The organism is Pedobacter paludis, from assembly GCF_003173575.1.
Lineage (GTDB): Bacteria > Bacteroidota > Bacteroidia > Sphingobacteriales > Sphingobacteriaceae > Pedobacter > Pedobacter paludis.
The window spans coordinates 34,538-61,215 of record NZ_QGNY01000009.1; the positions used below are offsets into that span (position 1 = coordinate 34,538).

The 26,678-nt window shown below is 35.6% G+C and carries 18 protein-coding genes; 14 read left to right on the top strand and 4 right to left on the bottom strand.

Annotated elements, in window-relative coordinates; translation table 11 throughout:
• The first annotated feature begins 20 nt into the window (after positions 1–20).
• Together DF947_RS20135 and DF947_RS20140 are read left to right on the top strand one after the other, a co-directional pair.
• Positions 21–566: a PH domain-containing protein gene (locus DF947_RS20135; protein WP_109932363.1), complete on the top strand. Its 546-nt coding sequence runs from the start codon at positions 21–23 to the stop codon at positions 564–566.
• Positions 559–2,058, top strand: a complete 1,500-nt coding sequence (locus tag DF947_RS20140) for a PH domain-containing protein (RefSeq protein WP_109932365.1) — start codon at positions 559–561, stop codon at positions 2,056–2,058. Before DF947_RS20135 ends, DF947_RS20140 begins: the two co-directional genes overlap by 8 nt.
• Before the next feature lie 170 nt (positions 2,059–2,228).
• Here the strand turns inward: DF947_RS20140 and DF947_RS20145 are convergent, their stop codons facing one another.
• The gene (locus DF947_RS20145) at positions 2,229–2,540 is read right to left on the bottom strand and encodes a DUF493 family protein (protein WP_158526305.1); all 312 of its coding nucleotides are present in this window, start codon (positions 2,538–2,540) and stop codon (positions 2,229–2,231) included.
• A gap of 693 nt (positions 2,541–3,233) precedes the next feature.
• On the opposite strand from DF947_RS20145, the gene DF947_RS20150 reads away from it, so the two are divergent.
• The 4 genes from DF947_RS20150 to DF947_RS20170 all read left to right on the top strand — a co-directional run bounded on the left by DF947_RS20150 (position 3,234) and on the right by DF947_RS20170 (position 12,299).
• On the top strand, positions 3,234–5,531 hold the full coding sequence (locus DF947_RS20150; RefSeq protein ID WP_109932369.1) for an ATP-dependent helicase: 2,298 nt from the start codon (positions 3,234–3,236) through the stop codon (positions 5,529–5,531).
• 932 nt (positions 5,532–6,463) lie between these two features.
• A complete protein-coding gene (smc, locus tag DF947_RS20160) occupies positions 6,464–10,003 on the top strand; it encodes a chromosome segregation protein SMC (protein WP_109932373.1) in 3,540 nt (1,179 codons plus the stop codon).
• Positions 10,004–10,103: 100 nt separating this feature from the next.
• On the top strand, positions 10,104–11,552 hold the full coding sequence (locus tag DF947_RS20165; protein WP_109932375.1) for a M20/M25/M40 family metallo-hydrolase: 1,449 nt from the start codon (positions 10,104–10,106) through the stop codon (positions 11,550–11,552).
• A gap of 138 nt (positions 11,553–11,690) precedes the next feature.
• Positions 11,691–12,299, top strand: a complete 609-nt coding sequence (locus DF947_RS20170) for a hypothetical protein (protein WP_109932377.1) — start codon at positions 11,691–11,693, stop codon at positions 12,297–12,299.
• A 41-nt stretch (positions 12,300–12,340) separates the two neighbouring features.
• Here DF947_RS20170 and DF947_RS20175 read toward each other — a convergent pair whose 3' ends face one another.
• Positions 12,341–12,769 carry a CBS domain-containing protein gene (locus DF947_RS20175; RefSeq protein ID WP_109932379.1) on the bottom strand — a complete coding sequence of 143 codons (429 nt, stop codon included), beginning with the start codon at positions 12,767–12,769 and terminating at the stop codon, positions 12,341–12,343.
• Between the two features lie 384 nt (positions 12,770–13,153).
• Between DF947_RS20175 and ahcY the strand changes: the two genes are divergently transcribed.
• The 4 genes from ahcY (at position 13,154) to DF947_RS20195 (ending at position 17,481) form a co-directional block, all read left to right on the top strand.
• Positions 13,154–14,470, top strand: coding sequence for an adenosylhomocysteinase (gene ahcY / locus DF947_RS20180; RefSeq protein WP_109932381.1), 1,317 nt, complete (start codon positions 13,154–13,156; stop codon positions 14,468–14,470).
• A 159-nt stretch (positions 14,471–14,629) separates the two neighbouring features.
• Positions 14,630–15,577 (top strand): M28 family peptidase, encoded by a 948-nt coding sequence (locus tag DF947_RS20185; protein ID WP_109932383.1) that lies wholly within the window; start codon positions 14,630–14,632, stop codon positions 15,575–15,577.
• A 177-nt stretch (positions 15,578–15,754) separates the two neighbouring features.
• A complete protein-coding gene (locus DF947_RS20190; protein WP_109932385.1) occupies positions 15,755–16,126 on the top strand; it encodes a BlaI/MecI/CopY family transcriptional regulator in 372 nt (123 codons plus the stop codon).
• Complete coding sequence (locus DF947_RS20195) at positions 16,126–17,481, top strand: M56 family metallopeptidase (RefSeq protein ID WP_109932387.1); 1,356 nt, start codon at positions 16,126–16,128, stop codon at positions 17,479–17,481. The genes DF947_RS20190 and DF947_RS20195 overlap by 1 nt, the downstream gene beginning before the upstream one ends.
• Positions 17,482–17,487: 6 nt before the next feature.
• On the opposite strand, the gene rsmG is transcribed toward DF947_RS20195, so the two are convergent.
• Both rsmG and DF947_RS20205 read right to left on the bottom strand, forming a co-directional pair.
• Positions 17,488–18,123 (bottom strand): 16S rRNA (guanine(527)-N(7))-methyltransferase RsmG, encoded by a 636-nt coding sequence (rsmG, locus tag DF947_RS20200; protein WP_109932389.1) that lies wholly within the window; start codon positions 18,121–18,123, stop codon positions 17,488–17,490.
• 40 nt (positions 18,124–18,163) lie between these two features.
• Positions 18,164–19,231 carry a glycosyltransferase gene (locus DF947_RS20205; protein WP_109932605.1) on the bottom strand — a complete coding sequence of 356 codons (1,068 nt, stop codon included), beginning with the start codon at positions 19,229–19,231 and terminating at the stop codon, positions 18,164–18,166.
• 252 nt (positions 19,232–19,483) lie between these two features.
• Between DF947_RS20205 and tgt the strand changes: the two genes are divergently transcribed.
• The 4 genes from tgt (at position 19,484) to DF947_RS20225 (ending at position 26,675) form a co-directional block, all read left to right on the top strand.
• The gene (tgt, locus tag DF947_RS20210) at positions 19,484–20,614 is read left to right on the top strand and encodes a tRNA guanosine(34) transglycosylase Tgt (RefSeq protein ID WP_109932391.1); all 1,131 of its coding nucleotides are present in this window, start codon (positions 19,484–19,486) and stop codon (positions 20,612–20,614) included.
• 1 nt (position 20,615) lies between these two features.
• Positions 20,616–21,719, top strand: a complete 1,104-nt coding sequence (locus tag DF947_RS20215; protein ID WP_109932393.1) for an LptF/LptG family permease — start codon at positions 20,616–20,618, stop codon at positions 21,717–21,719.
• Positions 21,719–22,597, top strand: a complete 879-nt coding sequence (locus tag DF947_RS20220; RefSeq protein WP_109932395.1) for a DMT family transporter — start codon at positions 21,719–21,721, stop codon at positions 22,595–22,597. The genes DF947_RS20215 and DF947_RS20220 overlap by 1 nt, the downstream gene beginning before the upstream one ends.
• Before the next feature lie 1,273 nt (positions 22,598–23,870).
• Positions 23,871–26,675, top strand: coding sequence for a hypothetical protein (locus DF947_RS20225; RefSeq protein WP_109932397.1), 2,805 nt, complete (start codon positions 23,871–23,873; stop codon positions 26,673–26,675).
• Positions 26,676–26,678 lie beyond the last annotated feature (3 nt).

The following is a 26,678-nucleotide window of genomic DNA, read 5'->3' on the forward strand; positions in this document are numbered from 1 at the left end:
TATCCCAAACCTGAAAATAAATGCAATCCTTTACCAATGAAACTATTGATTTAGATTCACTTCCTAAATTTGAGGATATTCAGCTTCAAAAACCACATCCTGATTATTGGAAAATCATCTGTATTAACCTCCTTATTTTCTTGGGTATAGTTGGTATAGGAATTCTTTTAATACTTGTTTTCGTTGAGGAAAGTAGAGCTCATGCATTTTTAATTATTGGTATTTACTTAGCATTAACCATCATTCTTTTCCTACTTTTTAGGGCAAGTTTTAATAAACGTGGTTATGCCATAAGAGCGCACGATGTTATTTACAAAAGTGGCATTATTGCAGAAACAACCACTGTTGTACCCATAAATAGAATACAACATATAGAATTGAATGAGGGTATTTTTTCAAGAATTTACAATCTAGGTTCCTTACAGATTTTTACAGCTGGTGGCCAAACGGGTCATTTACATATAGCAGGCATTCCAATTGATGTTGCAAAAAGCATCCGTGATGTATTATTAAAGAAGCTCGATTTAATTGAAAATCAAACTACCGAAATTAACGAACATGAATAGCGACTTCAGTAAACCACAGCGCCAATCTGCCTATGGAATTATTGTAATGGCTGCGCACACCGCCTTTAAAATAATTAAAGCAACCATATTCCTTTTTATTCTTGCATTTGTAAAAATGCAGGGCAATTATTTTATCTACCTGATACTTGGCGTAATTGCGATAACCTTGGTAAGCTTTCTATTTGCTTATCTATGGTATTTAAAGTTTACCTTTTTTCTGGATAAGGGAAAGCAGGAATTTATAGTAAATAAAGGCATCTTTAATCGCGATCAGGTAACGATTCAGTTGGATAAAATACAGCAGGTAAACATCAATCAAAACATTCTTCAAAAAATAATTGGTGTTTACGAACTTAAAATTGATACTGCTGGAGCTCATGGAGAAGAAGTAAGCATAAAAGCCATAGATGAAACTTCAGCTTACAATTTAAAGGAGCACCTGTTAAGTAAAAAAGAAATTCTGGCACCAGAAATTCAAATACATGAAGAAGTAGAAAATTCAACTCCTTTCCTTAAAATTAGTACAGGTACATTATTTAAAGTGGGCTTAACTTCAAATTACGGACAGAGCCTTGCACTTTTAGCCGCATTCTTTTATACTGTAATTTATGAAGGCAGGCAACTGTTAGATGCTTTTAAAATTGACAAAGACCAAATTCAAAGTGCAGTAACAGGCATGGTTACTTTGGTTTCTGTAGCTATTTTAGTGGTAGCCCTGTTAATTGTCTTACTGATAATTAATCTGGTTAGAACTTTTTATAAATACTTTGAGTTAGAAATTAGCAAACACCAGCATGCTTTGCTTATATCTTCTGGATTGATAGCAAAGAAAAACACATTGGTTAATCCGAATAAAGTGCAGATTACCAAATACAGCCAAAATTATTTCCAAAAGAAAATGAACATGCTAAACATGAGTTTACGGCAGGCTCATTTTGGAAAAAGCAAAAAGGGGCATGAAATGCAGGGAAATACTTTGGAAATTCCTGGGTGCAACCCTTCAGAAAGAGATGAATTATTAAAAATGATTTTAGGTAAAATACCTCCAGCTGGCAAAACATTTATCCCCGATTGGAGATTTTTGAATCTACCGATTTTCTTTAAAATGGTTCTTCCGGTAATTATTTTTTTAATTTTTGCTTTTTCTTTTCCAAGGGTTATGCCTTATATATCTGTTGTTATTGTTTATTTATGTGTTGGTATTTTCATGATTTACATGAGTTACCGAAGACATAGACTTACTGTTAATCAAGAGTTTATCATAAAGAAAAGTGGCATTTGGGATATCTCGAATGAAATTGTTTCATCTGGTAAAATTCAGGCAATTACAACATTTCAGTATCCCTGGCACAAAGGTGTAGATGTAGGCCATTTGAGTTTACATACCGCAGCTGGCCAAATTCATTTTAAGTATGGCAACTATACCGAAATTAAACTATTGGTAAATTATTGGTTGTATCAGGTAGAAAGCGCAAATGAGGACTGGATGTGATAACGGTAAAGGGACAAAAGGTTAATGGTAATCTATTCTATTACACCATATAAGAAATATAAGTTCATGTAAGCCTATAAATTTCTTATATGGTTTGATGTAAGTGATTCTACAACAAGTTTAGGATTATTGTCACCGAAGAATTTGATTCTTTCCTAATCTGTTAAATATTAAAGCATCATAATGCCCTTAATTGTAGCAACTTTTTTATAAACTGTAATTACTTCATCAGCATTCTGCATCTCCTTTTTTACTGTGATGGATACATACTTACCCGTTTTGGATGGTTGCTCGATGAATTTATCATCAGGCAAAACGGCACGTAATTCTTCTATTTTATCGATTCCACCCGTTATGATAAATTTAAAATTGTAAATACCAGGAAACTTCTCTACGGTTTCCAATTTCTCTTTCAAATTTGCGTAGATATCTGAACTCCCACCCTCCGGAATATCAGTAAATTCAATATTTTTATCTTCCATAACCATAACATATCAAATTCTATTCCCAAATGGGCAATATGCAATTTTGGCATAAACATACTTTTAGCCATTTGAAACTGGAGATATATTTTAATTAACCTTACAAGAGATATAAGCTCATGTAAGCTAAATGCCAAACTTATATTTTCTTACATTCCTTACATGGTAGAATTATAAAAATATTCTGTTACACGTTTATAATACCATCGTTTTTGAATTGTTTAGAATAATTTCTCTTTAAAAATTAATTAACCATATAAGATATATAAGCTAAACGCCAAGCTTATATTTTCTTACATTCCTTATATGGTAGAATTATAAAAATATTCTGTAACACGTTATATTAGAATTTAATAGAATAAATGCTCTTTAAAAATTAATCAACCATACAACAGATATAAGGTCCATATAAGCTAAACACCAAGCTTATATTTCATACATTCTCGTATATGATTAATATTAATATTGTGGGTTTTACCCTCAATAGCAGCACCAACTTATTTGTTTAAACCTTGGCGAAGCGGATACCTGCCTGAGTTGAAGGCCTGCAGGCGTATGAGCACAGCAAAGGACTAACGATGCAATGATATACAGGTTTTGCTTTTCAAAATATTTTTGAGTTCTATTTCTCCACAAAGTGATAATTAAATGTAGGATTTCTTATTTTTGAGCCTCAAAAAAAACGGAGTCGATTTGGATTATTTAGAAGGATTAAACCCACAACAAAGAGCAGCAGTAGAAAACACAAAAGGACCGGTAATGATAGTTGCGGGTGCGGGTTCGGGCAAAACCAGAGTAATTACCTACCGTGTTGCACACCTGATCCAAACGGGAACAGATCCCTTTAACATTTTGGTTTTAACCTTTACCAATAAGGCGAGTAAGGATATGCGTGAGCGGATTAGCAAAGTGGTTGGTGCCGAAGCGAAAAACATATGGATGGGTACATTTCACTCGGTTTTTGCGAAAATTCTACGTGTTGAAGCTGAAAAAATAGGCTACCCAAGTAACTTTACCATTTACGACACCGACGATAGTAAAAGTGTAATCCGTGCCATTTTGAAAGAAATGCAACTGGATGATAAATTATATGCCGCAAACTTTGTTTTTAACCGGATTTCTAGCGCAAAAAACAACCTAATTTCTTGGGGCGAGTACCAGGCAAACGATCAGATTCAGGCAGAAGACAATCAAAATAAACGTCCATTAATTGGCCAGATTTATGAAACTTACGCTAAACGTTGTTTTAGAGCTGGAGCGATGGATTTTGATGATTTACTGTTTAAAACCAATATTTTATTAAAAGAACATCCAGATGTTTTAAATAAGTACCAGCAAAAATTTAGGTATTTGATGGTTGATGAGTATCAGGATACCAACTTTTCACAGTACACCATTGTAAAAAAACTAGCCGCCGCTTATCAAAACATTTGTGTTGTGGGTGATGATGCACAAAGTATTTATGCATTCCGTGGGGCAAACATTCAGAACATTTTAAATTTCGAACGCGATTATCCTGATTTAAAAGTTTACAAACTAGAGCAGAATTACCGCTCTACTCAAAATATTGTTGATGCGGCCAGTAGCATTATTGCAAACAACAAAAATCAGCTGGAAAAAAATGTATTTTCTGAAAACGTAGAAGGCGATCGAATTAAGGTTTCGAGAGCTTTTACGGATAACGAAGAGGGTAAGCTAGTTGCCGAATCCATTATTCAAGAGCGCAGTACAAAAGGTTATCACCACAGCGATTTTGCTATTTTATACCGTACCAATGCTCAAAGTAGAGCCATGGAAGAAGGTTTGCGCAAGCTAAATATTCCTTATCGAATTTATGGCGGGCAGTCTTTTTATCAACGCAAGGAGATTAAAGATTTAATTGCGTATTTCCGTTTAACTTTCAATCCGAAGGATGAGGAGGCGATAAAACGCGTTATTAATTATCCAAAGCGTGGAATTGGAGACACATCTATCGATAAAATTATCGTAGCTGCCGATCAGCATGATAAAACCATGTGGGATGTAATTTCCAATGCGCACATGTATGTGGATGGTCGTTTGGCAAATCAGTTGAATGATTTCTCGATGATGATTCAGAGTTTTCAGGCCGAAGCAAAAAAGCTTGATGCTTATGATACAGCCTTATTTATCTCTCAGCATGCCGGAATTTTAAAGGAGCTTTATACAGATGATAGCGTTGAAGGAAGAAGCCGTTACGAAAACATTCAGGAGCTATTAAACGGGATTAAAGAGTTTGCAGAACGTGAAGATATTGAAGAAAAAGGTCTTGATATTTTTATGCAGGATGTTGCGCTTTTAACCAATGATGATAAGGACGGCGATAAAAACAAGGATACCGTTTCTTTGATGACCATTCACTCTGCCAAGGGATTGGAATTTAAAAATGTATTTATTGTAGGCTTGGAAGAAAATCTTTTTCCTTCGCAAATGTCGCTGACCAATAGAACCGATTTAGAAGAAGAGCGTCGCTTATTTTATGTGGCCATTACCCGAGCAGAAATAAAATTAACCCTAACTTACGCAACCTCTCGTTACCGTTGGGGAACTTTAACCAATTGTGAACCAAGCCGTTTCATTAACGAAATTAATCCGAAATATTTAGAACTGGATGTAAAACCATCTAAGAGCAATTTATTGGAAGGTAATTTTGATGATGAGCGCAAAACCTGGACTTCGCAGCCAAGAGACTTCTTTAGTAAACCAAAAGCGGCAAGCACAACTTCTGCTCCTCCAGTCCGACCAAAAACAACTTCATTATTAGCGAAGGCACACATTCCAACACCTGGTTTTACACCGTCTTTACCGCATGAATTTCAAGGCGGTATGGAAGTAGAACACGAAAAATTTGGCTTCGGAAAAATTATAAGTTTGGAGGGTACACTGCCCGATGTTAAAGCAACCGTATTTTTTCAGGGCTTGGGCAATAAACAGTTGTTGCTAAAATTTGCGAAACTGATGATTGTGAGGTAATACCTCACCCTATTAAAAGCCTCACCCTATCAATGTTTATGGTTTGGGTAAATTAGTGCGTTCCCTCTCCAAAGGAGAGGGAAACAGAGGATTGTGGTTTGAACCGCTGGGTTTAAAGTACCGAACCCCAAAACCCGCTCTTCAAGGAAAGGGAGGTTACAGGTTTTACCCAACTAATAACTTTCAAAGGGTGAGGTCTTAAAAAATCCTCACCCTATTAACGGTAGCAGTTTATCTTCTTTCTGCGCTATCCCTCTCCTTGAAGAGAGGGAAACAACATGCTGTGGTTTGAACCGATGGGTTTAAAGTACAAACCAAAACCCTCTCTTCAAGGAGGGGGAAGTTACAGGTTTCCCCTAACCAGTACCTTTTAAAGGATGAGGTCTATATGCTGTGGTTTGAACCACTGGGTTTAAAGTACAAACCCAAAACCCTCTCTTCAAGGAGAGGGAGGTTACAGGTTTTGCAAAACCAATAACTTTCAAAGGGTGAGGTCGTTAAAAACCCTCACCCTATCAAAGTTTGAAGCTATTTAAACTTTGCGCTATCCCTCTCCTTCAAGAGAGGGAAACAATATGCTGTTGGTTAGAACCGCTGGGTTTAAAGCAACCAACCCTAAAACCCTCTCTTCAAGGAGAGGGAAGTTACAGGTTTTCCCTAACCACTACCTTTCAAAGGGTGAGGTCTCTAAAAAAACTCACCCTATCAAAGCTAAATGCTATTGTTAACTTGGGCTCTTCCCTCCTTTCAAAAGTGGAAAACAATATGTTGTGGTTTGAACCGCTGGGTTTAAAGTACCCAACCAAAAAACCCTCTCTTCAAGGAGAGGGAGGCTACAGGTTTTGCTTAACCAATAACTTTCATTGGGTGAGGCTCTTGAAAAACCCCAAAATAATCCTTATTATTGGAGTCGGTTCTCCCGATAAAAAACCATGCAACTTACTCGATTAGAAATTAAAGGATTTAAGAGCTTTGGCGACAAAGTGACCATCAATTTTAATGAGGGAGTTACGGCTATTGTTGGCCCCAATGGTTGCGGAAAATCGAATGTAATTGATGCAATGCGGTGGGTTTTAGGCGAACAGAGTACTAAAGCGCTTCGATCGGAAAAGATGGAAAACATCATTTTCAACGGAACAAAAAATCGGAAACAAGCGCAATTAGCAGAAGTTTCTTTAAGTTTCGACAACACAAAAAACATTCTCCCTACGGCCTATTCTCAGGTTACAGTGACCAGAAAATTATATCGGAATGGAGATAGTGAATATCGTTTAAATGATATTCAATGCCGTTTAAAAGACATAACTGATTTATTTCTCGATACCGGAATTGGTTCTGATAGTTATTCGATCATCGAGCTGAAAATGGTTGATGAAATTATAACGAACAAAGAACACAGTCGTAGGTCGTTATTTGAGGAAGCATCAGGAATTTCTAAATACAAACTGCGTAAAAAACAGACTTTTAACAAACTAAAAGATACGGAAGCCGATTTAGAACGTGTTGAAGATTTACTTTTTGAGATAGAGAAAAACTTAAAAACACTTGAAAATCAAGCCAGAAAAGCCGAACGTTATTATAAATTAAAAGAGCAATACCGAGAACTAAGCGTTCAGTTGGCAACACATAGAATTGCTTTTTTCCGTACCGATTTAGGCGCACTTGAAACCCAAGAGCAAACGCAACAGGTTTTTAGAACGGAGTTGAGCACTAAGATTGATACCCAAGAAGCTGAATTGCAAAAACTTAAGTTAGAAAGTATTAATCAGGAAAAAAACCTATCTATACAGCAAAAAGCAACTAACGAGTTTGTTTCTAAAATTCGTGCTTATGAGAGCGAAAAGAAAGTTAAGAATGAGCAAATGCGTTTTCTCCAGGAAAAGGAAACGCGTTTATCTGGCGAACTGGAGAAAGATAGAAATCAGATCAACCACATCAAATACAATATTAAACGTTTAAACGAGGAAGTTTTAACCGAAACAGAGGTTTTTAATCGTTTAGAGTCTGATCTTAAATCGCTTAAAACGACCCTAGATACGTTACGCGAACAGCAACAGACCGAAAAAAACCGAACGGATAATTTAGTGAAATCGGTTAACGATCTACAAAACCAGGTTTACCAATCGCAAAAGGAAATCGATATTCTAAACATCCAGAAAGATGCTTTAATACAGGAAACCAACAGAAATGTTGATGATACCGAGACAAAAACGCTTGAGTTAAAAGCATTTGATCATGCCCTGGCAGAACTGGATATTCAGATTAGAGAAAAGCTAACCAATATTAATCAACTTACTGAGGCAGAAGAAATTATCAAACAAAAACTTGCAGAATCGGAGTTAAACCTAAGTTCGAGTAAGGAAAAGCTTACCATAGAAAACCGTAAAAAAGACGCTAAGCAAAACGAATATAACCTTACAAAATCTTTGGTAGATAGTTTGGAAGGTTTTCCAGAATCGATTCGATTTCTGAAAAAAAATAGTGCATTTGCAAAAAGTGCCCTGCTCCTATCTGATATTTTATTCTGTAATGAGGATTACCGAATTGCCATAGAAAATTATCTAGAGCCTGTAATGAACCATTATGTGGTAGATCAATATGCAGATGCGGTGCAAGCAATTAATCTTTTAACGGATGCCAGTCGTGGGCGGGCAAACTTTTTTATTCTAGAAAATATTCCAGATAAAAACCCTGTTTTAGGCAATCACGAGGGCTTAATATCTGCTTTATCCGTTATAGAAGTTGATAAAAAATATCAAAATCTTTGCAATTTACTTCTTCAGAACGTATACATCGCAGTTGCTGAGCAAGAAAACCTGTTTAAAGAAACGCCAACTGAAAGCTTAACCATTTTAGCCAAAAATGGAAAGTATGCGCAAACCAAATTCACATTGGCGGGTGGCTCAGTAGGTTTATTTGAAGGTAAAAGAATCGGCAGAGCTAAGAATTTAGAAAATCTGGCAAAAGAAATTAAGGCTTCAGAAACGTTAATAAATCAATACAATACGGCAATTCAGACTGAAACAGATCGAATCTTTAATCTGAAGGAATCATCAAAAATCAATCAGATCAACACCTTTCAGCAAGAACTGAATCGTTTAAACAACGAACATATTTCGGTACAAACTCGTCGAGATCAATATCACGAATTTATTACCAAAAGCGAAAACAGAAAGGCAGATATCGCCCAAAAAATTATATCTATTGAAAAAGCTTTATCTGAGAAACTTCCTGCACTCGTTTCCATGCAAAAGGACCAGCAAGAGGCGCATGTAAATTTGCAGGAGCAACAACTTAATTACCAAGAAATTGCAACACAGGTTAATGATAGCGCTGGGAAATACAATCAGGATAATATTCGTTTTCATCAGCAACAGAATAAATTATCCAGCCTTGAGAAAGATCTAGATTACCGTTTCGTTCAGGAGGAAGCGCTTAATAAGCGGATTGTTCAAAATGAAAAAGAACTTCAAGAAGCATTAACGCAGATTACCGAAACACTACAACACACAGATTTAAACGATGATACGCTTTTAGAGATGTATCAGCAGCGTGAGGAAATGGAAAAAGGCTTAGCTGAGGTAGAACAGGCCTATTTTAGCAGTAAGGGAAATATAAACGAGGTTGAAAATAGCCTAACCAATATCCGAAAAAACAGAGAAGAAACAGATTTTGTTCTAACTGAAATAAAAGATAAAAAGAATGCGTTAAAAATTGATCTAAATGCTCTTAAGGAACGTTTGGCGGTAGAATTTAACATCGACATAAACGATCTTTTAGACACAGAAACTGAAATTGAAGCACTAGAGAGCGAATTCGATCTGAGACAGAAAGTAGAAAAAATGAAACGCCAGTTGGATGAATTTGGCGCAATTAATTCTATGGCGATGGAAGCCTTTAAAGAAATGGAAGACCGTTACACCTTTATTCAAAACCAGAAAAAAGATCTTAACGCTGCCAAAACCGACCTTTTACAAACGATCAAGGAAATAGATGATACGGCAAAAGATAAATTTATGCAGGCTTTTACTCAGGCACGTGAACATTTTATTGTTGTATTTCGCTCTCTGTTCAATGAAGAAGACAGTTGTGATTTAATCCTTTCCGATATAAACAATCCATTGGAAGCGGATATCGATATCATTGCCCGACCAAAAGGCAAAAGACCATTATCCATCAATCAGTTATCAGGAGGAGAAAAAACACTTACGGCTACTGCACTACTATTTTCACTTTATCTTTTAAAACCTGCACCTTTCTGTATTTTCGATGAGGTTGATGCGCCATTGGATGATACCAATATTGATAAATTCAACAACATCATTCGCAAATTTTCTGATCAGTCTCAGTTCATTATTGTATCTCACAATAAAAGAACCATTGCAAGTACCGATATTATCTATGGAGTTACGATGGTAGAACAAGGCGTTTCTAGAGTAGTAGCGGTTGATTTAAGAGAAGTAGCTGCCTAAAAACTAGGTTAGCAATTTCAAAATTGCTGAGCAAAATATACGTTACAGCAGATTTAATCTCTATCTAAATTTGTACTTTCAGCACATAAACAATTCATAAATGAAATACTTTTTCACTGCGCTTATTATTTGCTCCGTTTCCCTTGCGAATGCCCAAGATAAATTTGGCGATGTTTTTAATAAAATAAATTCAGATGTTCAACAGAATTCTAAAGCATATCAAACCCTTAAATATGAAACCGAAACCATTGGCCACCGTTTAACAGGCTCTCCAAATGGAGCTAAAGCAGAGCAATATGCGTATGATTTATTAAAATCCTACGGCTGTGAGGTTAAATTTCAACCCTTTGAAGTAGAAAGCTGGAGCAGAAAAACAATCAGTGTAGAAATTGGGCCAAATCAAAATAGCTTAGCTAAAATGAAAGCGGTAACACTTGCGCATTCTCCTGTTAGTGCAGATCTTACAGGGGAAATTGTTGATGTTGGAAATGGTTTGGAAAGTGACTATCAGATAAATCCAGAAAAAATCAAAGGTAAAATTGCATTAATTTATTTGGGCGTTTTAGCTGGCTCTCCCGCCGGAACAAAATCCTTGCATCGATCAGAAAAAACAGCTATTGCCACAAAGTATGGTGCAAAAGGTGTAATTATAATCAATACCGTGAAAGATGGTGTTTTACTAACGGGAACAGCATCAGTTACTGGCAAATTAATCCCAATTCCAGCTGTGTGTATTGGCTTAGAAGATGGAATGGCATTGAAAGAGAAACTAAAATCTCAAGTTCAAGTCGTCCACATCGCTATGACGAATTTCTCCGGGATGATCAAAGCTAGAAATGTTGTGGCAACATTTAAAGGTACGGAGCTACCGAAAGATAAAATTGTAGTAGGTGGACACTTGGATAGCTGGGATTTGGCAACCGGAGCAATAGATAATGGAATAGGCTCTTTCGCTGTTATGGACATGGCTCGTACCTTTAAAAAACTAAACTTAAAAACCAAACGAACGGTAGAATTTGTTTTGTTCATGGGTGAAGAACAAGGCTTACTAGGATCTAAAGCTTATATCGATCATGCTAAAAAAGAAGGAAATTTAAGTCAGGTTAAGTTTATGCTTAATTATGATATGACCAACGATCCCAAAGGTTTCTCCACTTCGAGATCAGAAATGAAAGATTTATTCACTTCTTGGGGTGCGGACATAGTTAAAATCGATACCGGATTTAAAAATTTATTTAATGCTGGGGCTGGATTACATAGTGATCATCAACCCTTTATGTTAGAAGGAATACCGACAGGCGGTGGCTTTGGCGGGAAACTACCTAATAATTCTGGTCCTTACTACCACTCAGATGGAGACTCATTTAAATTGGTAGATGAGCAAGAGCTTAAAAATACTGTCCGCTTCAGTGCTATGCTTACTTATGCTTTGGCCAATACACCAAAAATTCCTGTTGGTGTTCAAGGTGAAGAAGAATTAAGAGCTTTTTTAGAATCGCAAAATTTAAAAGAACCGTTAACCATTGCAGGAGAATGGAGGTGGAAATAGTTCATGTGTGTATCTTATTTTAAATAAAGCTTGATAAGTTGATTATTATCAATAAGAATTTGACAAAAATCTTCTAAAATCGTAGTATTACTGATACAAATTATTGGAATATAGCAAAGTTAACCTTAGCTTTGCTATATGAAAAGGGCGCTATACATTGTAACATTTATTTTGTCGGGGTTAAGTTATTCTGTTTTTGCTCAGAATGTTACCCCTATTGTTAATCAAGTAAATGGAACAGATGCCATCGCTAAATTGCGAGATGCGAGGTATACCTTCAATAAGTCGCTTATAAAAACTAAAGCACCCAAAATAAGCTCACTTCCACAATCTGAATATATTTTTAACAGACCTGGTACCCACACCGTTTTATTTGAAGGTGTTAAATTTGTTGTAAAGGAAAATAACGTAGTTTCTATTAATGGAATTACTGCTTCTAACGAGGCATTAGCAGTGGTAACCGAAAAACTAATGACCTTAGACAGGTTACAGTTCTTTTATAGCGAAAAATCTAACCAGGAATATTTAAGCGCTGTTAGAAATCTGCCATATATTTATAACTCTGATAGACAATTTTTTTCTGCACTGAAGATATTAAATACCACGGTTAGACATATTGCGGCTTTGGCAAAACCAAAAACTTCCAAAATAGCTTTCGAGCTTGGCATAGCAAAATTGCGTGAACCAAATATAGACAAATCAGTTTTGACCAAAGATTTTCAAACAACAAGCCTTACAGCTAAATAGAATTCAGGTTTATTGGGTGTTTTTTTGGTAGATAAGTTTGTCTAACCACTGATGTAGCTTTCTAACTGAGAAATGGTTTGTTTCTGATCTGCGATAATAAATTTCACTACATCCCCGATCGAAACCATTCCTTTTACCTCGTTATTTTCTACAATTGGTAAATGCCGAATGTGTTTTTCTGTCATCAATTCCATGCAATAATCGATAGTGTCTCTTAAGCTAATGGTAATTAGGTTGGCCGTCATTACTTCATTAATCAAAGTATCTTTTGATGATTTGCCCTGAAGAATTATTTTCCTAGCATAATCCCGTTCCGTAAAAATACCCAAGAGTTTTTCATTTTCCATGACCAAAACCGCACTGATGTTTTTATCAGTCATTACTTTTAAGGCATCCAACACAGAAACATTTTCTGCTACAGAGATTATTCTGGCTTGCTTAGTATCAAGCATGTGTTTAACTGATTTCATAATTGTTTAATTTGGTTTAAACAATTTATGAAATAAATAACTGAAAATCAAAGTTTTATTTTTCGATTTGAAATTAGTTGCACCCTCGAGCAATTCTTGCATTATATCCATACTTGATGTATTTACAGGCAATGCTTTAACATTTAAGGAAAAACACTATATTTGTCGCGTCCCTGAAAGCTTCCACTTTTCAGGAATACTAAAGCCTTTCAGCAATGAGAGGCTTTTTTTATGCTTTAGATTTCTTTGAATTTAAATAATCAAGATTCAGGGTAAAAGCTTTCAAGTGATTATTTTACACTACCCAAACCAGCCTGCTCTTTTAATTATTTGGCTTTCACAAAGCTATGCCGTAACTTTGCATCACATTTAAAACAATAAATTATGTCATCAGTAGAGACAACTTACATTCCTTACAAAGTTAAGGACATTTCACTGGCAGAATGGGGCCGTAAAGAAATCGAATTGGCCGAAGCAGAAATGCCGGGCTTAATGAGTTTACGTAAAGAATTCGGTCCAACGCAACCGTTAAAAGGTGCCCGTATTGCAGGCTGTCTGCATATGACTATCCAAACGGCTGTATTAATCGAAACATTAACGGCTTTGGGTGCTGAAGTTACCTGGTCGTCATGCAATATTTTTTCTACTCAGGATCATGCTGCCGCTGCAATTGCTGCTGCAGGTATTCAGGTTTATGCATGGAAAGGCTTAAACGAGGAAGAATTCGACTGGTGCATTGAGCAGACTTTACATTTTGGCCCAGAGCAACAGCCTCTTAACATGATTTTAGATGATGGTGGCGATTTGACCAATATGGTTTTCGACAGATATCCAGAGCTTATTGCTGCAATAAAAGGATTATCTGAAGAAACTACAACCGGTGTTCACCGTTTGTACGAAAGAATGAAAAACGGAACATTGCACACACCTGCAATCAACGTTAACGATTCGGTAACTAAATCTAAGTTCGATAACAAATACGGCTGTCGCGAATCACTTGTTGACGCAATCCGCCGTGCTACAGACGTAATGATGGCCGGTAAAGTTGCTGTTGTTTGTGGATATGGTGATGTGGGTAAAGGTTCTGCAGAATCTTTAAGCTCACAGGGTGTACGTGTAATTGTTACCGAAATCGATCCAATCTGTGCTTTACAGGCTGCAATGGAAGGTTACGAAGTTAAAAAACTGGCTACTGCAATTAAAGAAGCTGATATCGTTGTAACAACAACAGGCAACTGTGATATCGTTCGCGAACAGCATTTTAGAGCATTAAAAGATAAAGCGATCGTTTGTAACATCGGTCACTTCGACAACGAAATCGATATGGCGTGGTTAAACGGAAACTATGGCGATACCAAAGTTGAGATCAAACCACAGGTTGATAAATATACGATTGACGGTAAAGATTTAATCATTTTGGCTGAAGGCCGATTGGTTAACTTAGGCTGTGCAACTGGACACCCAAGTTTTGTAATGAGTAACTCGTTTACAAACCAGACTTTGGCTCAGTTGGAACTTTGGACTAATGCTGCTGCTTATGAAAACAAGGTTTATACCTTGCCTAAGCATTTAGATGAAAAAGTTGCCCGTTTGCACTTAGAAAAAATCGGTGTAGAGTTAGATGTATTGGATCAGCACCAGGCTGATTATATCGGTGTTCCGGTAGAAGGTCCTTTCAAGGCAGATACATATAGATATTAATAAAAAGATATTCAGATTTAGGTCTGGATTCAAACTAAGGGGATGTGCGATAAGCTCATCCCCTTTTTAGTTTAAACCTATCGATGATTATAGATTGTTCATAAAACTGGATAATCAATATCCCAATAATTAATATCTTTAGAATTAAATTTCACCAAAATGAAAATATTATATATCGTGCCATTTGCCCTGATGCTAAGTTGCTGTTCATCAGTCAAAAACCAAAATTCAACAGCATCTGCCAAACTAGATACCCAGCTGTTAAAAGATATTGAAGTTTTGTCTTCTGATGCCTATCAGGGAAGAAAAACCGGAACAAAAGGTGCAGAAATGGCAAGGGCTTATATTATAGAGCGCTTTCAAAAACTTGGATTAAAGTCTTATCCGCAACACGTCAATTACGCTCAAGATTTCAAGTTCAAATCAAGAAATGCAGATGTTAACGGAACAAATATTATTGGATACATCCCTGGAAAGGGCAATAATGTAATTGTTGTTTCTGCACATTATGACCATTTAGGCGTAATTAAAGACGAAGTTTTTAATGGTGCGGATGATAATGCTTCGGGCACTGCAGGTTTGTTAAAAATTGCAGCCTACTTTGCTAAAAATAAACCAAACAATACAATTATCTTCGCTTCTTTTGATGCGGAAGAAATGGGTTTACAGGGTGCAAAAGCGTTTGTATCAAATCCTCCGGTACCCATTAACACAATTTCCATCGATTTAAATATGGATATGATCAGCCATAGCGATAAGGCCGAACTATATGTTTGTGGAACCTTTAAATATCCCGATTTAAAAAAATACGTTGTTAATAATAATCCAAATATTAAGGTTTTATTTGGTCACGACGATCCTAAACTTGGTCATGACGATTGGACCAATCAGAGTGATCAGGGTGCATTCAACGCCAAAAATATCCCCTTTTTATATTTTGGTGTAGAGGATCATAAAGATTATCATAAAGCAACAGACGAATATTCCACCATCACCAAGCCATTTTTTAGCGATGCGGCCGGTGCAGTTTTAGAAATTGTTAAAAACATCGATCGCCAGACTGGCCTACAAAAAACGCTTAAAGATAAAATGATTATGAAAAATTAATTCACGCATAATTTAAAGCTAAACCTGTCCTAATCCGACAGGTTTTTTTTATGTCCAAAAATTTAAATAAAAAATAATAATCTGATTTACAGATATTTATAAATAAACTACAAAAATAGTTTGCAAACTATAAATATAGTCGTAACTTCAATTAAGCAAACTATAAAAATAGTTAACATGGTAAAAGAACTTACAAAAGCAGAAGAACAGGTTATGCTTATCCTTTGGGAAATGGGCGAAGGCTTGGTTAAAGATGTAATTGAAAAAATGAAAGCGCCCAAACCCGCATATAATACAGTATCAACTGTGATTAGAGTGTTAGAAGGCAAGGGATTTATAGACCACAAAGCAATTGGAAACACGTATATCTACTTCCCCATTGTAAAAGAAACTGATTATAAGCGTTTTGCATTTGATAAGGTGATGAATAATTACTTTGAAAATTCTTATGAAAGCTTGGTTTCTTTTCTTGTAAAGGAAAAAAGTTTAACGAAAGAAGAACTGAATGAAATTATCCAATTGGCAGAAAAACTAAAAAAAGATAAATAATGAACGGGATATATTATTTACTCGAAGCCAATCTGTACCTGATTATATTTTATGGATTTTACAGAGTGTTCTTGCATAAAGAAACCTTTTATGCATTAAATCGATATTATTTAATAGCCACATCAACCATTGCTTTTACACTTCCCTTTTTGCAGATCGGATATTTAAAAAGGGAAATAGTGGTTATAGGTTATTCTGGCTTTGTTGAAATTCAACAAAAGCAATCATGGCTTAACATCGAAAACATCTGCATGCTAGCCTATTTTCTAGTATGTCTCATTTTCATGTCAAAGATGGTTTGGGGATTGCTACATCTTAAAAACCTGATCAAAAGCTCGGAAAAAGCTAGGCAAAATGGAATCTTATTGATCGAAATCCCCAATTCAAAAAGGGCCTTTTCATTTTTCAATTGTCTGTTCATCGATCCAGAAATACCCCAAAAAAATACGGTTTTGAAGCATGAAATGGTTCATATTAAGCAGAAACATAGTTTAGATATCCTCTTATTCGAAATTATACAAATTACCAGTTGGTTTAACCCGATCATTTATTTTATAAAAAACGACATCAAATTAATTCATGAATATTTAGCTGATGAAGAAACCACACTTCAGGATATTCCCAAATACGATTACGCGGTATTTCTGATTCAGAACTCTTATGGTAATCAAAATTTTTCACTTACTAACCAAATATTTAATTCATCTATTTTAAAAAACAGAATCAGTATGCTAAATCAAAAGAAATCTGCAAATTGGGCAAGGCTCAGGTTGTTATTTATGCTTCCACTTATCGGCGGGATGTTATGTTTATCCACTATGGCTTTTACAAAAAGCTATGGAACAATAGAAATTGGTGCTAAAAAAGAGATGTTGAGCATTGCCGTTCAAGATACAATTAAGAAGAAAGCGGATAAGAAAAAACTTCCCCCTCCGCCTCCAATTGAGCCACGCCCAAGAACAAAAAACCTATCAAAATCGAAGGTAGATCAGGTTCGTTTCCCTCCTCCAATTGTTAAAAAAGATGGAAAAAAACTTCCTCCACCACTGGTAATAGAGGATATCAAAAGGATACCGCCTCCACCTCCAGTTGAACCAAAATCGAATAAAAACAATGATAGCGAGATAATATATGGTGATCCGATTCCTAATGAGGGAACCATAAACAAGAATTCGAAAACCATTTATGGCGATCCATCTCTTTCCTCAAAAAACAAAGAAATAAAGTTGGTTACCGTTACCGGATATCCTAATTCGAAAAGTAAGCCAAAAACAAAAGTTCAATCTTTAACAATTACTCCAATAAAGAGCAAACCGGAAGTTGTAATTATTGAAGAACCAACAAAGAAACAATAGGTCAGATTATTGTGGTACGTAAACCACATATTTGGTTTCAAAGAAATCTTCCTCAAAATAAGCTGAAAGCGGATAAAGTTCTGCTTTCAGTTTTGATTCCTTAATCTCTTCTTCTAAATCGCCGCCTTTCAAATACAAAATCCCATTCGGAATGGCATTTATAGCATCCTTTTTGAACTTTCCTTGTATCCAAGGGTAAAACTCGCCCAATCGAGTAACCGCTCTAGAAACGATAAAATTAAACTTACCTTTAATCTGTTCTGCTCTTAAATGATCGGCCTTTAAGTTTTCCAAACCTAAGGCAGAAGCCACTTCCTTAACAACTTTAATCTTTTTTCCGATAGAATCTACCAGATGAAAATCAGTTTCTGGAAACAAAATCGCTAATGGAATCCCCGGAAATCCACCACCCGTACCTACGTCCAAAACATTTTCGCCAGGTTTAAATGTACATACTTTCGCTATCCCTAAAGAGTGCAGAACGTGCCTTTCGTACAGTTCTTCTATATCCTTTCTTGATATTACATTGATTTGGGCATTCCAAAAACTATATAAATCGAAAAGTTGTGCAAACTGAGCAATTTGCTTTTCGGTTAAATTGGGAAAATATTTTAAAACGATATCGGGCTTAACTTCAGACATAACATTGATAAAATTAATTTCCGCTTTTGCGGATGTGGAATTATTTCCAGTTTACTTTCTTTACAAAGATAGACAGAATGCCATTAAACACTAAAAAAACAAATAAAAGTACATCAAGTATCGGAAACCACCATCTCAAATCTCCATAACTAAGTCTTTTAAGTAACCTTTGATAAATAAAGCTCCGAATTAATAAACTTAAACCAAAAATACCAAAGGCATAATAACGCGTTGTTGGTAGGCAAATTAAGCCAATTAATAACACGTAGAATAAAAATTGAACGATAATTTGGGTAGATAAAATGAACTTATGTTTAGGTTTATATAATTTTCCCGCTCCAAAATGTCTTTTCTTTTGCCTTAAATAAGTTATAAAAGATGTTTTCGGTTCGCTCCACACATAAGAATCTTTGTTAAGTCTAATTTCTGTATTTCTACTATTTGCATTGGCATTTACAAATAAATCATCATCACCAGAAGGAATATGCATATGTGCGGCAAAGCCCTTATTCCTAAAAAACAAAGATTTTTTATAGGCCATGTTTCTGCCTACGCCCATGTATGGCATTCCTTTTAAGGCATATGCAAGATAATTGACTGCGGTAAAAAAAGTTTCAAAACGGATTAATGCATTTAACAATCCTCTCTTTTTAAAATATGGTGAGTATCCAAGCACAATTTCCATTTGATCATCAGCCGGTTGTTGCATAAATTTGAGCCAGTTATTGGAAACCGGTTCGCAATCGGCATCAGTAAATACCAACCAATCGTGGCTTGCAGCCTTGATTCCCATTGTAACAGCAAACTTTTTACCAGCTATAAATTTACTACCATCACTTACGGTTACTACTTTTAAATTAGCATATTCTTTTTCAAGCTGTTCCAAAACATCAGCTGTACCATCCCAAGAACGATCGTTAACTACTATAACTTCGAAGTTGGGGTAATCCTGGTTAAAAATTGATGGCAGAAACTTCTGTAAATTTTCCCTTTCGTTTCTTGCACAGATAATTACACTTAATGCTGTATTAACTGGCTCTGGAACGACTTTAATAACAGCTAATGCAAGCTTTAAATGAACAAATAAGCTAAAATATAGTTGAACCATGAAGCAAAATGCCAAGGTTGCAAGCAAACAAATTTCGGGTAGAGTTAAGATCACGATGGTAAAATAAATAGGCGCAAATTTCTCATTTTTAATCTGTAATACCCTTTTATGTTGATAAAAAATTAAACAAAAATATGCCCTCAATTTTTGCTATTTTTGGCAGATTTTCGACGAGATAAAATACCATATTAACCATTCATGATTAATACCATGGAAGCTCCATTAAAAGATGGAAAAAATATATAACAACAAATGAAATTTAGTTTACAATCTAACGATCCGCTTTCCAAAGCCAGAGCAGGAACCATTACAACTGCCCATGGCGAAATCCAGACCCCTATTTTTATGCCTGTAGGAACTGCCGGAACCGTTAAAGCTGTACACCAACGAGAACTTAAGGATGATATTGATGCCAAAATTATCCTTGGCAACACTTACCATTTATATTTGAGACCAGGCCTTGATATTTTAGAAAGCGCCGGTGGATTACACAAATTTATTGGTTGGGATAGGCCAATTTTAACAGATAGTGGTGGCTATCAAGTGTATTCTTTAAGTAAGGTTCGTAAAATTAAAGAAGAAGGTGTTACCTTTCATTCGCACATCGATGGTTCAAAACACCTCTTTACACCAGAATATGCAATGGATATTCAGCGTACTATTGGTGCTGATATTATCATGGCGTTTGATGAATGCACACCTTATCCATGCGATTATGCTTACGCTGCCAACTCAATCAAGATGACGCATCGCTGGTTAAAGCGTTGTTGCACTCGATTTGATACCACTGAGCCCAAATATGGTTTCGATCAAACCCTTTTTCCAATCGTTCAAGGTTCTGTTTATAAAGACCTTAGAATGAAGTCGGCAGAATTTATCGCAAGTATGAACCGCGAGGGAAATGCTATCGGTGGATTATCTGTTGGCGAGCCTGCAGAAGAAATGTACGCGATGACGGAAGTAGTTTGCGATATATTACCTTACGAAAAACCACGTTATTTAATGGGCGTTGGTACTCCAATTAATATTTTGGAGAATATTGCACTTGGAGTAGATATGTTTGACTGTGTAATGCCAACAAGAAATGCAAGAAACGGGATGTTGTTTACCAGAAACGGCATCATTAATATTAGAAACAAAAAGTGGGAAGATGACTTTTCTCCATTAGATGCTGAAAGCGATTTACATGTCGATTTGGTTACCAGCAAAGCCTATTTAAGGCATTTGGTTCACAGTAATGAAATGCTTGGCGCACAAATTGCAACGCTCCATAATTTACATTTTTACCTTTGGTTGGTTAAACAGGCTAGAGAAAAAATATTAGCTGGAGAATTCTACGAGTGGAAAAATAAAATGGTTAAAGTACTAGGGAATAAGCTATAACATGAACATAATCAAGGGGAACATTAAAATTATCGACCGATATATAATCGGAAAATACTTAGGTACATTTATTTATACCCTGGCAATTTTTGTAATTATTATTGTTGTTTTTGATTTATCGGAAAAGCTGGATGATTTTTTGAGTAGCGGATTAAGCTTTTGGGGCATTTTGACCAAGTATTATGCAGGTTCGATACCTTTTTATGTAAATATGCTTTCTCCGCTGATCAACTTTATTGCCGTAATTTTCTTTACGGCAAAAATGGCCGATCAAACCGAAATTGTACCCATTTTAAGCGGAGGCGTAAGTTTTAATCGTTTTTTATTTCCTTATCTGGTTTCTGCGACAATTATATTTTCGGCCAATTTAGTTTCAAATCTGTATATACTCCCATATACAAATACCCTTAAAAACAACTTTGAGAATACTTATGTAAAGCGAAACGATCCCTCTACAAAACAGAATATCCACATGAAACTGGATGATAAAACTTATATCTACATAGAAAGTTTCGACAATAAGACCAACTCTGGATATAGATTTTCACTGGATAACTTCAACGGAGATGTTTTAACAAAAAAGATTGTTTCAGATAACATAAAATGGGATTCTTTAAAGCGTAAATGGCAATTATCGAATTATTCTATCCGTAAAATTGATGGGCTCAAAGAATCTATGATTTACGGAAATGGAAAGCTTAAGGATACGATTTTGGATATGCGTCCTGATGATTTTTCTGCCTACGATAATGTTGTACAAAACTTAACAACAAAAGAACTTGCAGAGAAAATCAGAAAAGAAAGAACGCGTGGAACAGGAATAATGAATGATTTAATGTTCGAGCAATATAAACGTTATTTACATCCATTATCTGCGTTTGTATTAACTTTAATTGGCGTAGCCCTATCCTCTAGAAAGGTTCGTGGAGGCGTTGGCGTATCTTTGGGAATTGGAATCTTTCTGAGCTTTGCATACATTGTATTTAACCAATTTACTCAGATGTTCTCTACCAAAGGTGGATTACCGCCATTTATAGCCGTATTGGCGCCAACTATTTTCTTTGGTCTTTTGGGTTTATACCTATTAAAAAGGGCACCAAAATAATGGAGGCAAATAAAAAAAATCTTATCATACTTCATCTTACCGTTCTAATTTGGGGGTTTACAGGCGTTCTAGGCAAAGTTATTTCCATTGATGCCGTTCCAATGGTTTGGTATAGGGTTTTGATTGCAACCTCAACTCTTTTTGCATATTTTTTCATCACTAAAACGAACATTAAAATAAGCAAAAAGCAATTCATTCAGTTCTTTCTAACCGGAGGAATAGTAGCCATACACTGGATCTTTTTCTTCCATGCCATTAAGGTTTCTACAGTTTCTGTAACCTTGGTTTGCCTTTCATCCTTCACTTTATTTACGGCAATATTAGAACCTTTAATCAAAAAACAGCCCATTCATTTTGGCGATATTTTAGTCGGTTTGATTATCATATTAGGGATTTATATGATTTTTAAATTCGAAGGACAATACACTTTAGGTATAATTTTTGGACTTTTAGCGGCCTTTGCGGCCAGCCTTTTCTCTACCATAAACTCAACTTTTATTCATAAAAGTGAAGCTTCAATCATCGGTTTTTATGAACTTGTTGGAGGTTTATTTTGGATCACTTTATATCGTTTATACGATGGATCCTTACTGAATATGCACTTTAATTTAAGTACGAATGACTGGGTTTTTCTCGCTATTTTAGGAACGTTTTGCACCTCTGTCGCCTATGTTGCCGGCGTATCTGTAATGCGGACTTTATCTGCTTTTCGCGTGGCTTTGGTTACCAATTTAGAACCCGTTTATGGAATTATTTTGGCCTTCATTTTCTTTAAAAACAAGGAACAAATGACTGGCGGTTTTTACCTCGGAGCAACCATTATTCTCACTACAATTTTCCTTTATCCCATCTATAAAAAGAGAAAAAATCAGCTCTAATTTGGGAGGATAATCGAAGCTCAAACGAGCAGATTTAACAACTCAAACCGAACAAGCATCCAAGGTTTAACGCCAAATTTCTTTCAAAGAATTCACCATTTTCTTTAATAATTTCCCTTAGATGGAGCCTCGATTTTTCACGGTTACTCCTTAGATACTAGCCCAAATTTAAATTAAATCGTTGGTTGTATGAGCGGAAGATTGCCTCTAGAATCCACTAAAATAGGCGCATATTTAACCAAAACTGAAATGAGATTTTAACTGAATACATCATATTTCAACTAAAAAAAAACTTATTTAATCCCAAAACAACCTTTTAACAGAATGAATTTATTAAATATAAAGAAGAAACGGTTTTTGTTCTTTCATCCTACAAAAGTCTCAAAAACAGCCTTTAAATACCGATAAAGCTAATAGTCTGTATTTTTAAAAAAAGTTACGATAAAAACAGATTAAAATAATTTTTAATCAAGTAGTGTCTAAAAATGCCATTTTAGGAGTAAAAAAACGCCTTAAAAGAGGTATAAATTATGGATCATACATACAAAAAATTGAAAAATGCCATAAGAATTTAGAAATTTTAGGCTCCTAATAGGACTAAAATCTACCAAATCATACGCTCAAAAAAGTAGTAATTCAAAGAAATTGTTATTAAATATTCAAGTTGAATCTTCAACTTCCTGTGGGATTATTGAATAAAATTGAAATTAAAAATAAACGCCATTATGTCATTTACTACAAATTCTAAATTTAAATGCAAAAGAATTAAAATCGTAAAACAGGCAAAATAACTTCATAACAAAGCTCAATTTCGAACCTATAAAATAGAGTAAAGCCTGTAATTAATTTGATTAAACCTGCATCATTTTCAACGCTAAAAAATTGTTAATTCAATTCGAATTTAGAGCAATTTATGGATCAAAAATTCATCCTTAAAAACTTATTTCTCGCATCAATTTGAACCCATTTCTAAGGGAAATATATTTATAAACTTCATGCATCATTCAAAATTGGAGTGAAAATTTTCGAAGAAAATCAATTTATTAGTGTACATTAAAGCCGTATTAATTCTGCAATCCAAAAACGTGATTAGTATTAAAATAGCAAGTTATTCACGAGTTTAAAATCCACAAAAAAGCAGTTTAACCAATTTTATATAAAAACCATAATACACTGAAATTCAAATTAATAAATTATTGCAAATAAATAATAAATCTACTTAAACAGAATCGCTCAAAAACTAAAAAACTAAATAATTTAGCAAACAATTTAAATGAATAAACATATACAATACAAATATCAATTTATCAGATACTTAAGCCTGATTACATTAAGTTTTATTTCACTATCGGTTTTTGGGCAAATATTCAGCACGGAGCAGAACCCACTTAGTGTAAAATGGAACTACATTAACGCTGGTGGCTTCAAAATCATTTATCCCGCAGAGCTGGAAAAAGATGCTCAAAGAATGGCCAATACCCTACCCTATATATACCCCAAAGTGGGGCTTGGCTTAAGGCAACAAAAAACCTCAATTCCGCTGGTTCTTCAAAACCGTGGAACCATCGCAAATGGCTTTGTTCAGCTTGCACCAAAGAAGTCAGAATTCTATGCTACACCACCACAATATTTCGACAGTCAAGACTGGCTAAACAACCTCGCTGTACATGAACTTAGGCACGTTGCTCAGTTTGACAAATTGACAGGAGCTCAAGCACACCCTTTTCCAGAGCTGGTTTACTTTGCCTATTTCGGTGCGGGAATTCCAACTTGGTTTTTTGAGGGAGATGCCGTTGTTAACGAGACAGCTTTGACCTATTCGGGACGAGGCAGACAACCAAATTGGATCATGCCATTTCGAGCTTCAATTTTGGAGGGCAAAAAATTCTCTTACAGCAAAGCCTATTTTGGATCGAACAAAGATGTAACTCCAGGCTATTACCAAACCGGATATTTAATGGTTGCAGACATGAAAGAAAAATATGGCAAATTTATATCTGACAGCTTACTCGGAGACATCAGAAAACGGCCTGCCAGACTTTATCCATTTTCACAAAGCCTTAAAAAATTTACAGGCAAAAACACAAAGAATTATTTCCTCTCTACCCAAACCAAGCTCGAGGAAAAATGGAAGGTACAGGATCAGAAATCACCATCTGAAAATTATGAAAGTTTAAATGCAAAAGCAGAATTGGCAACCACCTATTTTCTTCCAGCAAGGCTAAACAAAAATCAGGTTTTAGCGCTCAAAGAAAGCAAGCAGGATGCCAGATATTTTGTGATCATCAATGCAGACAAAACAGAGCAAAAATTGTTTGGAATCGGCTATCAGGAACAGCCTTGGTTTAGTCTAAAAAACGATGTGTTGGTTTGGGATGAAATCCGTTACGATCCGAGATACAAACAGCGAAGTTATAGTGTAATCTGTTCGTACAATTTTAAAACAAAAAAGTTCAGAAAATTAAGCAGTAAAAGTCGCCTCTTTTCTCCAAGCCTTTCTGGCGATGGAAAAAAATTGGTAGCAGTGAAAGTAGATTTGAGCAATCAGTTTAACCTGGTAGAAATTGAAACCGCTACCGGTCAAATTTTGAAAACCTATCCAAATCTCGAAAACCATATTCTTCAAACTCCGAGCTTTGATAGTTGGGGAAATAAAATTGCCTACATCAGCCTTAGTGAAAAAGGAAAAAGCCTATGGCTAATTGATGGTGTAAAAAAAACACAGCTTATACCAGATACGAGACAGCAATTAACTCGCCCGATTTTTATTGGCTCTAAAATCGCTTTTAATGCGCACTACAACGGAATCGATAACATTTACGACGTTGACGTCGCTTCTAAAAAAATAAGCGCTCTAAGCGACTCAAAATACGGCGCTTTTAATCCAACGGAAACGCAGGACGGAAAAATCACTTTTAACGATTACAAATTAAACGGTTATGAAATCAGCGAGAAAAATTTCTCAGAAACCAATATCGGGAAAAACGAATTTGTAGATTTTGCTTCATCTGCAGAAAAGCAAGAAAACATAGGCAACGTTTTTGAAAAGGTTCCAGAAAATAAGTTCGAATCGAAACCCTTTCATCAAGGTTTAAATCTTTTCAGCTTCCATAGCCTTATTCCGGTGATTGATGATGAATATGTTTTTGGTCTCGAACTTCAATCCAACAATTTACTTAACACGATGGATTTTTATACTGGAGCAAAATACCATCGAGATTTAGCCAGATTCGAATACACTGCAGATGTGAGCTATAAGGCACTTTATCCTGTTTTGAGCATACTTTATAGAAACAGACCACAAAGAACCTTCTACAACACTAAAACAGGCATAAAACAAGGCGATTGGAGAGAGAACTATACCAAGTTAAATGCCTCGGTACCGGTTTCCTTTAGTGCGTTGAATCACAATTATTCTTTCACACTAAACGTGGCAACAAGTTTAACGCAACGCTATATGGCTGAGAATATGCCCAGCAACTTTCTTACCAAGCTTAAATTTCCAATGGAGTATAATTTTACGTTTAACCACAGTGTTCGTACAACCGAGAGAGATATTGCTCCTAAATGGGCCCAGGTTTTTAGGGTTACATACGACAATCAGCCATTTGATAAAAACTTAAAAGGCGAAATTCTGGCTTTAGAAAGTTTTCTTTATTTTCCAGGGGTTGCAAAAAACCATTCTTTTCTGGCTAGTTTTAATTACCAGAAAGCGAACGGCGTAAATCAATACGCCACGGAAATTGCTACGGTGTATGGCTACAATAACATTCTTGCAAAAAGCAGGCTAGAAAACAGTTTGTTATTTAACTATCGTTTCCCATTCGCTTTCCCGGATTGGGAACTGGGTTCCTTAGCCTACGTTAGAAATTTGAGGGCCGGATTATTTTGCCATTACGAAAACATAGGTGTCGATACAAATATCAGCCAACCTAAAACTTATGGGGTAGAATTAAATAGTAGTTTAAACCTTTTGCGGTATCAGCCTGTTATTGATGTTGGCGCAAGACTTGTTTTTGTTAACCAGATTTACAATCAAAACCCGATATTAGAGTTTTCATTTAACTACAGCTTTTAAAAT

Coding starts and splice junctions, on each gene's coding strand:
- DF947_RS20135 (WP_109932363.1), top strand. CDS start 21: ATGCAATCCTTTACCAATGAAACTATTGATTTAGATTCACTTCCTAAA.
- DF947_RS20140 (WP_109932365.1), top strand. CDS start 559: ATGAATAGCGACTTCAGTAAACCACAGCGCCAATCTGCCTATGGAATT.
- DF947_RS20145 (WP_158526305.1), bottom strand. CDS start 2,540: ATGGAAGATAAAAATATTGAATTTACTGATATTCCGGAGGGTGGGAGT.
- smc (WP_109932373.1), top strand. CDS start 6,464: ATGCAACTTACTCGATTAGAAATTAAAGGATTTAAGAGCTTTGGCGAC.
- DF947_RS20165 (WP_109932375.1), top strand. CDS start 10,104: ATGAAATACTTTTTCACTGCGCTTATTATTTGCTCCGTTTCCCTTGCG.
- DF947_RS20170 (WP_109932377.1), top strand. CDS start 11,691: ATGAAAAGGGCGCTATACATTGTAACATTTATTTTGTCGGGGTTAAGT.
- DF947_RS20175 (WP_109932379.1), bottom strand. CDS start 12,769: ATGAAATCAGTTAAACACATGCTTGATACTAAGCAAGCCAGAATAATC.
- ahcY (WP_109932381.1), top strand. CDS start 13,154: ATGTCATCAGTAGAGACAACTTACATTCCTTACAAAGTTAAGGACATT.
- DF947_RS20185 (WP_109932383.1), top strand. CDS start 14,630: ATGAAAATATTATATATCGTGCCATTTGCCCTGATGCTAAGTTGCTGT.
- DF947_RS20190 (WP_109932385.1), top strand. CDS start 15,755: ATGGTAAAAGAACTTACAAAAGCAGAAGAACAGGTTATGCTTATCCTT.
- DF947_RS20195 (WP_109932387.1), top strand. CDS start 16,126: ATGAACGGGATATATTATTTACTCGAAGCCAATCTGTACCTGATTATA.
- rsmG (WP_109932389.1), bottom strand. CDS start 18,123: ATGTCTGAAGTTAAGCCCGATATCGTTTTAAAATATTTTCCCAATTTA.
- DF947_RS20205 (WP_109932605.1), bottom strand. CDS start 19,231: ATGGTTCAACTATATTTTAGCTTATTTGTTCATTTAAAGCTTGCATTA.
- tgt (WP_109932391.1), top strand. CDS start 19,484: ATGAAATTTAGTTTACAATCTAACGATCCGCTTTCCAAAGCCAGAGCA.
- DF947_RS20215 (WP_109932393.1), top strand. CDS start 20,616: ATGAACATAATCAAGGGGAACATTAAAATTATCGACCGATATATAATC.
- DF947_RS20220 (WP_109932395.1), top strand. CDS start 21,719: ATGGAGGCAAATAAAAAAAATCTTATCATACTTCATCTTACCGTTCTA.
- DF947_RS20225 (WP_109932397.1), top strand. CDS start 23,871: ATGAATAAACATATACAATACAAATATCAATTTATCAGATACTTAAGC.